This is a genomic window from Microbispora sp. H11081 (genome assembly GCF_012999535.1).
Taxonomy (GTDB): domain Bacteria; phylum Actinomycetota; class Actinomycetes; order Streptosporangiales; family Streptosporangiaceae; genus Microbispora.
In genome coordinates this window covers 159,784-171,498 of record NZ_JABBWV010000009.1, presented here as the reverse complement: position 1 = coordinate 171,498, position 11,715 = coordinate 159,784, and the positions used below count along the sequence as shown (strand labels likewise).

The window sequence follows — 11,715 nt, the reverse complement described above, 5'->3', positions numbered from 1 at the left end:
GTCGAATGTGATCGTTTCCGCACGTGCGGTTATACGGTATGCCCACCGTCGCGAGGACCCGTTCCGCGTCCGCGATCGACCGGGTGATGTCGGCAATTGCGCCGATGGAGTCACCGCTGAGTAACGCACGCTTGGTCTCCGTCACGATGAGTATCCTTCCGTATCTCCTGTCGCCCGGTCTTACGGTTGTGATCAGTGAGTGCACGAGCGAGGACATTCGCCAGGAGCGGGGAACGGTCGACTGAGCCGATGCCCCAAGTCCCCAAGGCGCGGCGTTGAGAGGTCAGGTCGCGCCGCGGATCAGGTCGGCGGCGTGCCAGGCCATCGCCATGATGGGGCCGTTCAGATTGCCCGAGATCATGGTGGGCAGCACCGAGCAGTCGACGATCCGCAGGTTGTCGAGGCCCCGTACGCGCAGTCGCGAGTCGACCACGTCGTCGTCGTGCGGTCCCATGGCGCAGGTGCCCATCGCGTGGTAGCCGCAGTAGCCGCCGCCGAGCGCCGCGTCGATGATCTCCTTGTCGGAGTCCACCTGGGGACCGGGGAACGTCTCGGAAGCCAGCCGTCCCGCGATCGGGTCCTGGGCGAAGTACTCCCGCATGCGGCGGAACAGGTCGACGCCCACGCGCCGGTCGTGCTTGGAGCCGAAGTAGTTGGGCTCGATGCGCAGCGGCGCCTCCGGGTCGGCGGAGGTGATGGCCACGCTGCCCTCCGCGGTCGGGCGGAGGATCTCGGCGACGACCGAGACGCCGGGCTGCCGCTCGACCGTGACCGTCTCGCCCGCCCGGTACGTCGCGACCGACCACGGCCCCATCAGGAGCTGGGCGTCCGGCCGGTCCAGCTCGGGCCGGGTCTTGAGGAAGGCGATCACGTCGTAGGCCGGCGCGGCGAGCGGGCCCCTGCGGTTCATCAGGTAGCGCAGCGCGGTGACGCCCTGCCGCAGCGGCGTGGACAGCATGCGGTTGTAGCCGAGGTCGTCCTTCAGGCGGAACTTCAACGCCAGGCACCGGTGCTCGCGCATGCGGGCGCCGACCATCGGCCGGTCAAGCCGGACCTCCACTCCGGCCGCCCGCAGCACCTCCGCGGGGCCGATGCCGGACGACTGCAGCAGTTTCGGCGTGCCCAGGCTGCCCAGGGAGAGGACGACCTCCCGGGCCGCGCGGTATTCGACCACGGCGCCGCCGGCGTCCCGGGCGGTGACCCCGGTGACCTTGTCGCCGTCGAACAGCAGCCCGGTCACCGTCGTGCCGGTCACGACGGTGAGGTTGGGCCGGTCGCGTACGGGGTGCAGGAAGGCCCGGGCCGCGCTGAACCGCCGCCCGTCCTTGATGGTCGCCATCGCGTGGCCGACGCGTTCGCCGTCGGACTCGTTGACGTCCGGCATCGCGGTCAGGCCGAGCGCCGCGCCGGATGCGATCATCTCGTCGCAGAGGGGATCGGGGTCGCGCGGAGGGGACACGTGCAGCGGCCCGCCCGCCCCGCGGGTCGCCGTGGCGCCCAGGGCGTTGTCCTCCATCGCCCGGAAGATCGGCAGAATCGTGTCCCAGCCCCAGCCCGGGTTGCCGAGCCGTACGAGTTCGTCGTAGTCGGCGCGGTGGCCGCGGTTGTACACCATGCCGTTGATGGAGCTCGATCCGCCGAGGACCCTGCCGCGCGGCCAGATCTCGGCCTGCGCGTCCGGACCGAACGGCTGGGTCCGGTAGTGCCAGACCTTCCGCGGATCGTCGAAGAGCTTCCCGAATCCCTTGGGCACGTGGTAGAGGGGGTGCCGGTCGGCGGTGCCCGCCTCGACCAGCAGCACGCGGACGGCCGGATCCTCCGACAGCCGGTTGGCGAGGACGCATCCGGCCGACCCGGCTCCGATCACCAAATAGTCGATCATGCCCTCATCTTGCCCACGCCGCTCCGGCGGGGGTAGGCCTCAGGCGGCCTGGGCGACGGGCAGTTCGAAGGTGACCGTGTCGGGGACCGCGGTGTAGAGCCGCCAGCTCAGGCAGGCGCGCTGGCAGGCGACGGTGACGTGCAGCCCGCAGTCCGCCAGCCAGAGGGCCAGACCGGCGAAGTAGCCGTCGCCGGACCCGATAACCGCCCGTTCGAACCGCAGGTCCACCCGCGTCGTACGGGCCGCCTCGTCGAGGGCGTGGTCGGCGCCGTCCGGTCCCGAGCGGGCCAGCAACTGCACCCCGCGCAGCGCGATGCCCACGGAGACGAGCGCGTTGTGGTTGACCGCCACGATGAACTGGTCCAGCGGGCCGACCGGCACCGTCCGCTGGTAGGCGTTCATGACTCTTCGCACGTCGTGGGTCGTCGGGAGGGCGGTCCCCGTCAGGTTCTCGATGTCCAGGAGATGGATCGCGCGACCGCGTCGCAGCGACCTGAGGCGCGTGGTGGGGGTGCTCACGATCCTGGCTCCCTTCCATGCCGACTCCTGGCGTCCATTAGAGCATGTGTTGACGCAATCAACCAGTACTTGCCGCGTCGTTGCCCGTGTCCGATGCATCGGATATGGTCCGGTCTGATCGGACAACTGGCGGAAGGCGGAGCGGCGTGCTGCGAGATGTACCGGTCACCGCGGCGGACATCGCCCGCCTGGCCGGCGTGGGACGCGCCGCGGTCAGCAACTGGCGGCGCCGGCACGACGACTTTCCCGAGCCCGTGGGGGGCACCTCGACCAGCCCGGTGTTCTCGCTCGCGGAGGTCCGGGAGTGGCTGCGCGGCCATGCCGAGGACAGGGAACTTCCCGCGGACGAGTGGCTCTGGCAGGATCTGCGCGCCACCGTCGAGGACGACGACCTCGCCGACCTGATCGCCGATCTCGGGGCCTTCCTGGTGTACGTACGGCACGAGGGCGGCGACTGGGACGCGCTCTCCGCCGCCGACGACGAGACGGTCGCGCGGGAGCTCCCGGCCCGGGTGCGGGCGACGTGCGTGAAGACCGCGGGTGCGGAGGCGTTTCCCGAGACCGTTCCGGTGACCCGGCTGCCGCTCGTCCGCTCGATCGCCCGCCTGGCCGCCGAGCGCGGCGCCAGGGACACCTTCGAGTTCCTGCGCGAGCGGTACTTCGAGGTGCACACGCGGCGCGTCTACTCCACCCCGGTCGAGATCGTCACACTCACGCTCGACCTCGTGGGCGACGGGTTCGGCTCGTTGCTCGACCCGGCCTGCGGTTCCGGCCGCATCCTCGGCCGCGCGCTGGAGCGCTCGCCCGGGGCCCGGCTGCTCGGCCAGGACGTCGATCCCGTCGCCGCCAGGCTCACCGCCGTACGGCTCGCGCTGCGCTGCGACAACGCCAGGATCAGGGCGGGAGACTCGCTGCGCGCGGACGCGTTCCCCGGCGAGTTCGTGGACGCGGTGGTGTGCAACCCGCCGTTCAACGACCGCAACTGGGGATACGAGGAGCTGGCGGCCGATCCCCGATGGGAGTACGGCCTGCCGCCGCGGGTGGAGCCCGAGCTGGCCTGGGTGCAGCACGCGCTCGCGCACCTGGCGCCCGGCGGCGTGGCCGTGCTCCTCATGCCCCCGGCGGTGGCCAGCCGCAGATCGGGCCGGCGGATCAGGTCCCAGCTGCTGCGCCGCGGCGCGCTGCGCGCGGTCATCGCGCTTCCGCAGGGCAGCATCCCCAACGTCGCGGTCGGCCTGACGCTGTGGATCCTGTGCCAGCCGGGCGAGGGGGGCACGCCCAGCCACGTGCTGATGGTCGACACCTCCGGCAGCCCCGACGACTACGCGCGGATGGCCGTCGAGGCGTGGCGCGAGTTCGGCGCGGGGCGAGAGCTGGACGAGCCGGGCGTCAGCAGATCGGTCCCGCTCGTCGACCTGCTCGACGAGGACGTGGATCTCACCCCGGCACGGCACCTGTCCACGGCGGCCGACGACCTGTCGCAGGAGCGTATCGCCGGAGCCCGCTCCCGTCTCGCCGGGCTGCTCGGGACCGTCACCGGGATGATGCCCGTGCCGGGGAGGCCGCCGCTTGACGAGCTCACCCTGGTCCCGCTGCCCGAGCTGGTGCGGCGCGGCATGCTGGTCCTGGAACAACAGACGCCCGCAAGACCGGGGCAGGGGCCGCCGCTGGAGGCGCCGGTGCTCACCGTCGAGGACGTGCTCGAAGGCCGCTTCGCCACGGGCACTCCCGAGTGCGCCGGGGCGAAGCGGATCGTCACACGGCCCGGCGACGTCGTGGTGCCCCAGGTCGCGGCCGTCCCGGTCGCGCGGGTGCTGGCGAAGGGCGACGCGCTGCTCGGCCCTCACCTGTCGCTGCTACGGCCCGACCCCGGGGCGCTCGACCCCGACTTCCTGGCCGGTTTTCTCTGCGCGTCCATCAACGTGCGTCACTACAGCTCCATGTCGTCGCGCTATCGGGTGGACGTACGGCGTGCGGAGGTGCCGCTGCTGCCGATGGAGGAGCAACGCCGGTACGGCGAGGCGTTCCGGCGGCTCGCCGAGTTCCGGACGGCCCTGCGCGAGGCGGCGGCGCTCGGCGAGGACCTGGTCAGGCTGCTGGCCGATGGTCTCACCCATGGAACGGTGGGACCGGCCGAGTAGGGTCGGGTGCCGTGAGCGGTGAACTGGACCACCTGGCCGCCCGGCTGCGCGAGTTCGTACGCGCGCGTGACTGGGAGAGGTTCCACACGCCCAAGAACCTGGCGATGGCCCTCGCCGGGGAGGCGGGGGAGCTGGTGGCCGAGTTCCAGTGGCTGACGCCCGAGGAGTCACGCGATCTCGACGAGGAGGCCCTGCGCAGGGTCCGCGCCGAGATCGGGGACGTGATGCTGTATCTGGTCAGGCTGGCCGACGCGCTGGGCGTCGACCTCGCGGAGGCCGCCAACGCCAAGCTGGACGACAGCGAGCGCCGGTACGACCCCGAGACCTATCGCGGCTCCGCCAGAAAGGCTCCGCCCCTGAAACCCGGGTGACCGCGAGGCCGTCACCGGGCCGTATCCGAGGTCAGGGCCGCCCGCCCGGCGCTTTACCATCGGCACGACCCGACGCGAGGAGACGTACGTCCACATGGGCGCCAACCACAGTCACGCCACGGCGGCTCCGCACACGCCCGTCCCGCGCAGGACCGTGGTGGCGACGCTGGCCGTCATCGTCCCCGTCGCCCTGGTGACGGTGGCCGCGCTGATCTGGCTGTGGCCGGGCGGCGCCCGGCCGGACGGTTCGTCCTCGCCCTCCCTGCGGCAGGTCGAGGGGACGGTCACCGAGATCGCGGCCAAGCCGTGCCCGTCCTCGCCGGATGAGCAGGCCGCCGCGGCGGGCTCCGCTACCTGCGGGGACGTCCGCGTCAGGATCACCGGCGGGCCCGACGAGGGCCGGACCGTCACCACCGAGCTGCCCACCGGCCCCGGCGCGCAGCGGTTCGCGGTCGGTGACGACGTCGTGCTGGTGCACCTGCCGGACGGCGCGCTCGACGCGCCGGAGTATCTGCTGTCGGACCACGACAGGTCCACGCCGCTGTGGCTGTTCGTCGCCGCGTTCGCCCTGGCGGTCGTCGCCTTCGGGCGCTGGCGGGGGCTGACCGCGCTGGTCGGGCTGGCCGTGACCTTCGTCCTGCTGCTGACGTTCGTCGTCCCCGCGATCCTCGCCGGCGAGGATCCCACCCTGGTCGCCGTCACCGGCGCCGCCGCGATCATGCTGGCGGTCCTGTACCTCACCCACGGCTTCACGGTCACGACGTCGATGGCGGTGCTCGGCACGCTGGTCAGCCTGGCGCTCACCGGTCTGCTGTCCGCGTTCGCCATCGAGGTCGCGCACCTCACGGGGGTCACCGACGACAGCTCGTTCCTGCTGAACGGCAACTATCGGATCAACGGGCAGGGCCTGCTGCTCGCGGGGATCATCATCGGCGCACTCGGCGTGCTCGACGACGTCACGGTGACCCAGGCGGCCACCGTACGGGAGCTGGCCGTGGCCAACCCCGGATACGACTTCGGGCGGCTCTACCGGGCCGCCGCCCGCGTCGGACGGGCCCACATCGCCTCCGTGATCAACACGATCGTCCTCGCGTACGCCGGGGCGGCGCTGCCCCTGCTGTTGCTGTTCAGCGTCGGCGACCAGCCGCTCGGAGACGTGCTGCGCAACCCCGTCCTCGCCCAGGAGATCATCCGCAGCGTCGTCGGCACCCTAGGACTCATCGCGGCCGTCCCCGTGACCACCGCGCTGGCCGCCCTGGCGGCCCCCCGGCGGCGCTCGGGGGAGAAGCCGGCGGGGCGCCGCCGACGGGGCGCGACAGCTTGGGACGAGCCGGACGATTCCCCCGAGGGCTACTGGCCCGCCGGGTTCGGGACGGAAAGGGATCGGCCCGTCCGATAGAACGAGGTGCGCCGCCGATCGGAGCGGCCGGGCGCTGGAACAAAATGGCTTGCGGCCGGCGCGGTCGGCTTCGCTAGGGTGATCTCCATGTGCTGCTTCGCATGCTTCATAAGGATCCGCCGCTCGTAGCGGCGGATCCTTCCTCTTGTACGGCTCCGCCGCCATCGGTGTCCTCGCCGGTGCGGCGCTTCGCGTTGCCCGGCTCCGATCGCGCACTCGCGGAGCACTTCCATGGTTCATCAGAGCGGACGGCACGAGCTCGGCCAGAACTTCCTCGTCGACCGCACGGTCATCGCTCGCATCGGGGAACTGGTCGCGGAGACGACCGGGCCGATCGTCGAGGTCGGCGCGGGGGACGGGGCGCTGACGTTCCCCCTGAGCAGGTACGGCAGGCCGCTGACGGCGGTCGAGGTCGATCCCGGCAGGGCGCGCCATCTGGCGCGGTGTGTCCCGGCGAACGTCACCGTCGTCAACGCCGACATCCTGCGGTTCCGGTTGCCCCGGCATCCTCACGTGGTCGTCGGGAACCTGCCGTTCCATCTCACGACCTCGATCATGCGGCGGCTCCTCGCGGCGCCGGGGTGGAGGACGGCGGTGCTGCTGGTCCAGTGGGAGGTCGCCAGGCGGCGGGCCGGCGTCGGCGGCGCCAGCATGCTGACCGCCGCCTGGTGGCCGTGGTACGCGTTCGAGGTGCACGCGCGCGTGCCCGCCCGCTCGTTCCGGCCCGCCCCCTCGGTCGACGGCGGCCTGATCACCATGACGCGCAGGGACGAACCCCTGGTCGCCGAGCGAGGGCCGTACCAGGATCTCGTGCGCCGGGTCTTCACGGGGCGCGGGCGCGGCCTCGCGGAGATCGTCGAACGCACGGGATATCTGGACCGCCAGGCCGTACGCGCCTGGGCGCGTGACGCGCGGGTGAGGCCGCACGCGCTGCCCAAGGACCTGACCGCCGGGCAGTGGGCGTCCCTCTGGCGGGAAGGGGCAGGGCGCCGGCGGCCGGGCCAATGACGGTGTCCTTCTCGCCGCATCCGGCCGCCTTGGACGGGGATGGGGGGCACGGCCTGTGGATCGCGGTGGGGCAATGCGGGATTTCGCCGGTTATGCCGGGTTGCTATTCCACAGAGCGGTATTCGGGTGCGACGGGCGGCCCTTGGTGCGCGCAGGCTGTGGCCCTGCGGCAGTGCGAGGAGCGACAGGTGCGGGGCCTGCTGCTCCCCCGGCACTTCCCGCGGCCGCTTCGGCGGTATCAGGTGCAGCACGTCGCGGAGGAGGAGCCATGCGAATCACCTATCCCGTGCCCGCCCAGACCTCGTCGGTCTTCGTCGTCGTCACGGACAGAGCGCCGACCGATCTCTCGTCGATCGTCCCCTGGCGGATGGGGCCGCCCCACCGGCGCGCCGCCAGGGACGCGCTCGGCACGCCCCGGCTGAGGATCGAGGCGTTCCGGTCGGCGCGGTCCCCATGGCGGCGCATGGACCTGAGCGCCGAGGACCTCAAACGGGTGAGAAGGGCTCGTCACCACGTGGTGGTGACGAGCACCGCCCCCACAGCGGAGCAACCCGAGGCCGCGCAGGTCGCGCGGGCGGCCGCGCGCGGGATCGCCGAGGCGTATCACGGCGCGTTGTACGACCCGCTGACCGGTGCGGCTGTCTACCACTGCACCGACTGTCCGGGGGAGCGGCGGGACTTCCATCTCGGCGACGACTGGCTGGGCTGGAGGGTGTCCTGCGCGGAGGGGGAGCCCTGCGGCCTCGGCGCCGCCGCACCCGAGGGAGCGGGCGGCGAGGCCGACGGTGGCTGCTCGTGTCTTGTGACGACCTCGCGTGGCCTGCGGCGCTTCGGCCTGCCGGAGATCACGCTGACCGGCCTCGCCTGCGCGCACAGCCTGTGCTCGGTGACCGTTCTGCGTACCGTGGCCGAGGCGCTGCTGCCCGGCCACCTCGCCTGGTTGTCCAGCGGGATCCGGTCGCCCCGCCGCGGCGTGGCCCGCCGCCTCCGCGTCGCGGGGACGGAGTACGCCGTGCTGTCCGGCGGAGCGGACCCGCGGAGCGCTCCGGTCCGCATGGCGGGTGCTGAGCCGGGGTTTCCGCCCGGCGCGCCGGAGGCGTTCCGCGAGCGGTTCGAGGCGGTGGGGGCGGGCTCGCCGGCTCCGGAGAGCCGACGCGGGGCAGGCGCCGCGGGCGGCGGCTCCCTGCCCGGCGTGCCGCACGGGGAGGGGGCGTTTCTGCGGGTGCGTCTCACGCCTGAGGCCGCCGCGCGGTCCTGCCTCAGGCTCCGCCTGCCGGGCGGTCACGGCGGAAACCCCCACCACACCCCCGGCCTGCTGGTCGCATGATCGCGCGGGGAGTGCGCCTGGGCGCGGCCAGCGGGCCGATGACCCGGCGGGGCCGGGCTCGGGGAGGGGAACATCCCGGTATGCGTCAGACGTCTGTGGAGTGTGACTCCTTTTAGTGCTGTCGACGACGAGATCCGGGACGCGCGGGAGCGCGCCAGGCGCCGGGACCGGCTCACCCGGCAGCGCGCCACTCTCCTCACGCAGATAGAGGACGTCCGCGGCGTGCTCGCGGATCTGGAGCGGCAGCTCGCCAAGGAGGACCACGACGTCGCCAAGCTGGAGCAGGGCGGCTTCGCCGCCTTCCTGGCGGGCCTGACCGGCGGCAAGGAGGAGCGCCTCGCGCGGGAACGGGCCGAGGCGGCGGCCGTCCGCCAGCGGGTCACCGGTCAGCGCACCCGCCTGGAGTGGCTCACCGGCGATCTGAGGACCACCGACCAGGCGCTCGCGGAGCTCGGCGACCCGCAGCACGAGCTGGAGGCGCTGCTCGCCCGCAAGGAGCGGATGCTCGTCGAGTCGGGCGATCCACGCGGGCGGGAGCTGGCCGACATCGCCGCCCGGCTGGCGGACGTCAGCGCCGACCTGCGCGAGCACCAGGAGGCGCAGCAGGCCGGGACGGCCGCCGGACAGGCGGTCGGCTACGTCCTGCGGCACCTGGGCGGCGCTCGTGGCGCCTCGACCTGGGACATGTTCAGCGGCGGCGGCTTCGCCGACATGGTCGAGCACGGGCACCTGCGCCAGGCCGACGAGGCGGCCTGGCACGCGCAGGGTGCGCTCGACCGGTTCTCCCGCGAGCTGGCCGACATCGGCGTCCACGCCGCGCCCCAGTTGCCGAAGGTGGACACCCGCTGGTTCGCCGACGTCTTCTTCGACAACATCGTCACCGATGCCATCAAGCACCAGCGGATCGCCCGCACGGGGGAGGCCGTCCGCGAGGTGGCCGAGTGGGTCGCGGCGATGGTCGGCCGGCTTTCCGCCCGCTGCGGTGAGCTCACCCATCAGCAGGAGTCCCTCGCCCGGAGGCGCGAGGAGCTCCTCGGCTCCTGAGCGAACCCGCTTTGCTGTCGCGTCGACCGCCTCGCCGCCCTCGTGCGGCGATCGGAGCCGTCGCACCATGTGGCCGCCGCATCGTGTGCCGCTGCATCGCGTGGCCGCCGCACCATGAGGCCTTCGCACCATGAGGAGGAGACGTGACGAGCAGAGTGACCGCGGTGAGCCGCAGCGCCACCCACACCTTCAGCAAGGCTCCGCTGGAGTCCATCCGGCTGCTGACCGGCCTGGGCGTGGAGGGGGACGCCCACGCGGGGGTGACCGTGAAGCACAGGTCGCGGGTCGCCCGCGATCCCGGTCAGCCGAACCTGCGGCAGGTGCACCTGATCCACGCGGAGTTGCACGACGAGTTGCGCGAGGCGGGCTTCGCCGTACGGGCGGGGGACATGGGGGAGAACGTCACCACCAGGGGTGTCGATCTGCTGGCTTTGTCCACCGGGACCCGGCTGCACCTCGGTGAGACGGCCGTCGTCGAGGTGACGGGCCTTCGCAACCCCTGCCTGCAGATCGACGGCTTCCAGGACGGGCTGCTGAAGGCCGTGCTTGGCCGGGACGACCACGGCGAAGTCGTCCGCAAGGCCGGGATCATGGGGATAGTCCTCGCGGATGGCGAGGTCCGGCCCGGTGACCCGATCCGTGTCGAGCCGCCGGCCGGACCCCACCACCCGCTGCGGGTGGTGTGAGCCCAGGAGACCGGCGGCTCAGCGGATGCGGCGAGGCGGTCGACATGTCCCTGGCCGCGTTCGAGGCAGCACCGCTCGTCCGTGCCGGGATCCCCGAACCGGGTGACGTGTCCGGGAGCGGCGGGCCGGAAACCGCCGAAGAGGATCATCGGTCCGGCCCGATGCCCTCTCTCGGGCGCGAGCCTCAGTGGATGTGGCCCGGCTCGTCGTGGTCGTGGTCGTCCTCGTCTTCGTCCTCCAGGACCCCGTCCGACGGCTCGACTCCGAGCATCGCCTCCCGGGGCTCGATCTCGGTGACGTGCTCGACGAGGCCGAGCACGTGGTCCGGCTCGATCAGCCACTGCAGGGCCGTCGCGCCTGTCTTGTCGGAGTTGACCAGCTCGATCTGCTCCTGCCGTTCGGCATCGTCCAGTTCGGCCTCGGGGTCGCGGATCTCGGCGAGCGCCGCAGCCTGCAGCGCGTCGACGTCGAGGACCTCGACCACCAGGTCGACGGTGAGCCGCAGATAGCGACCGGTGTCCGTTCCATCGCTCATGGTGGTGATCCTATCGGCTAGCCGTTACGGCAGTTTCCACTCGACCGGCGTCCCGCCCTGCTGTTCCAGCAGCGCGTTCGCCCGGCTGAACGGACGAGAGCCGAAGAATCCGCTGCGCGCGGACAGCGGGCTGGGGTGGGCGGACTCGATGCACGGCACGTCCCCGAGCATGGGCCGCAGGTTGCGGGCGTCGCGGCCCCACAGGATCGCCACGAGCGGTCCACCACGCGCGGCCAGCGCCTTGATGGCCTGCTCGGTCACCTCTTCCCACCCCTTGCCCCGGTGAGAGGCCGGCTTGCCCGGCATCACCGTCAGCACCCTGTTGAGCAGCAGCACGCCCTGCTCGGTCCAAGGGGTGAGGTCGCCGTTCGAGGGCGGCGTGGGATGGCCGAGGTCGGCCATGTACTCCTTGAAGATGTTGACCAGGCTGCCCGGCAGCGGCCGTACGTCGGGGGCCACGGAGAAGCTCAGGCCGACGGGATGGCCGGGGGTGGGGTAGGGGTCCTGGCCGACGATCAGCACCCGGACCTCGCTCAGCGGCTGGCTGAACGCACGGAGCACGTTGTTGCCCGCCGGGAGGTACTGGCGGCCTTCCGCGATCTCCTGCCTGAGGAAGTCGCCCATGGCGGCGATCCGCCCGGCCACGGGTGCGAGGGCCTCGGCCCATCCGGCTTCCACGAGTTCGTGCAACGGACGTCCTGACATGTCCGCGGACTCTATCGGCTTTTCCGCCCCCGTACGGCCCGGCGGGGGAAAGATCGGATGCCCGCTTACCCCCGTAAAGCGGGCATCCGACGTCCTCT

11 protein-coding genes are annotated in these 11,715 nt (G+C 72.2%); 7 read left to right on the top strand and 4 right to left on the bottom strand.

The genetic code is table 11. The annotated features are described in order from the left end of the window. Window positions 1-283 precede the first annotated feature (283 nt). Both HHX31_RS22690 and HHX31_RS22685 read right to left on the bottom strand, forming a co-directional pair. Window positions 284-1,882 (bottom strand): GMC family oxidoreductase, encoded by a 1,599-nt coding sequence (locus tag HHX31_RS22690; RefSeq protein WP_169950342.1) that lies wholly within the window; start codon window positions 1,880-1,882, stop codon window positions 284-286. Between the two features lie 39 nt (window positions 1,883-1,921). Beyond that, the gene (locus HHX31_RS22685) at window positions 1,922-2,401 is read right to left on the bottom strand and encodes a hypothetical protein (protein ID WP_169950341.1); all 480 of its coding nucleotides are present in this window, start codon (window positions 2,399-2,401) and stop codon (window positions 1,922-1,924) included. A gap of 146 nt (window positions 2,402-2,547) precedes the next feature. Between HHX31_RS22685 and HHX31_RS22680 the strand changes: the two genes are divergently transcribed. The 7 genes from HHX31_RS22680 (at window position 2,548) to HHX31_RS22650 (ending at window position 10,377) form a co-directional block, all read left to right on the top strand. Further along, window positions 2,548-4,542, top strand: coding sequence for an N-6 DNA methylase (locus HHX31_RS22680; RefSeq protein WP_311932171.1), 1,995 nt, complete (start codon window positions 2,548-2,550; stop codon window positions 4,540-4,542). A gap of 11 nt (window positions 4,543-4,553) precedes the next feature. Next, a complete protein-coding gene (locus HHX31_RS22675) occupies window positions 4,554-4,913 on the top strand; it encodes a nucleotide pyrophosphohydrolase (protein ID WP_311932170.1) in 360 nt (119 codons plus the stop codon). A 94-nt stretch (window positions 4,914-5,007) separates the two neighbouring features. Next, window positions 5,008-6,312, top strand: coding sequence for a YibE/F family protein (locus HHX31_RS22670; RefSeq protein WP_169950339.1), 1,305 nt, complete (start codon window positions 5,008-5,010; stop codon window positions 6,310-6,312). 231 nt (window positions 6,313-6,543) lie between these two features. Further along, window positions 6,544-7,320 (top strand): 23S ribosomal RNA methyltransferase Erm, encoded by a 777-nt coding sequence (gene erm, locus HHX31_RS22665; RefSeq protein WP_169950338.1) that lies wholly within the window; start codon window positions 6,544-6,546, stop codon window positions 7,318-7,320. Window positions 7,321-7,588: 268 nt separating this feature from the next. Beyond that, complete coding sequence (locus HHX31_RS22660; protein ID WP_169950337.1) at window positions 7,589-8,647, top strand: hypothetical protein; 1,059 nt, start codon at window positions 7,589-7,591, stop codon at window positions 8,645-8,647. A 102-nt stretch (window positions 8,648-8,749) separates the two neighbouring features. Continuing rightward, the gene (locus tag HHX31_RS22655) at window positions 8,750-9,691 is read left to right on the top strand and encodes a hypothetical protein (RefSeq protein WP_169950336.1); all 942 of its coding nucleotides are present in this window, start codon (window positions 8,750-8,752) and stop codon (window positions 9,689-9,691) included. A 143-nt stretch (window positions 9,692-9,834) separates the two neighbouring features. Beyond that, on the top strand, window positions 9,835-10,377 hold the full coding sequence (locus HHX31_RS22650; protein ID WP_169950335.1) for an MOSC domain-containing protein: 543 nt from the start codon (window positions 9,835-9,837) through the stop codon (window positions 10,375-10,377). A 184-nt stretch (window positions 10,378-10,561) separates the two neighbouring features. On the opposite strand, the gene HHX31_RS22645 is transcribed toward HHX31_RS22650, so the two are convergent. Both HHX31_RS22645 and HHX31_RS22640 read right to left on the bottom strand, forming a co-directional pair. Further along, a complete protein-coding gene (locus HHX31_RS22645; protein ID WP_169950334.1) occupies window positions 10,562-10,912 on the bottom strand; it encodes a hypothetical protein in 351 nt (116 codons plus the stop codon). 24 nt (window positions 10,913-10,936) lie between these two features. Beyond that, entirely contained in the window at window positions 10,937-11,617 is a 681-nt protein-coding gene (locus tag HHX31_RS22640; protein ID WP_169950333.1) for a uracil-DNA glycosylase, read from the bottom strand. Window positions 11,618-11,715: the final 98 nt, after the last annotated feature.

Excerpts from the sequence above, each read along its gene's own strand:
- HHX31_RS22640 (WP_169950333.1), bottom strand. The coding sequence starts at position 11,617 with ATGTCAGGACGTCCGTTGCACGAACTCGTGGAAGCCGGATGGGCCGAG.
- erm (WP_169950338.1), top strand. The coding sequence starts at position 6,544 with ATGGTTCATCAGAGCGGACGGCACGAGCTCGGCCAGAACTTCCTCGTC.
- HHX31_RS22660 (WP_169950337.1), top strand. The coding sequence starts at position 7,589 with ATGCGAATCACCTATCCCGTGCCCGCCCAGACCTCGTCGGTCTTCGTC.
- HHX31_RS22670 (WP_169950339.1), top strand. The coding sequence starts at position 5,008 with ATGGGCGCCAACCACAGTCACGCCACGGCGGCTCCGCACACGCCCGTC.
- HHX31_RS22645 (WP_169950334.1), bottom strand. The coding sequence starts at position 10,912 with ATGAGCGATGGAACGGACACCGGTCGCTATCTGCGGCTCACCGTCGAC.
- HHX31_RS22690 (WP_169950342.1), bottom strand. The coding sequence starts at position 1,882 with ATGATCGACTATTTGGTGATCGGAGCCGGGTCGGCCGGATGCGTCCTC.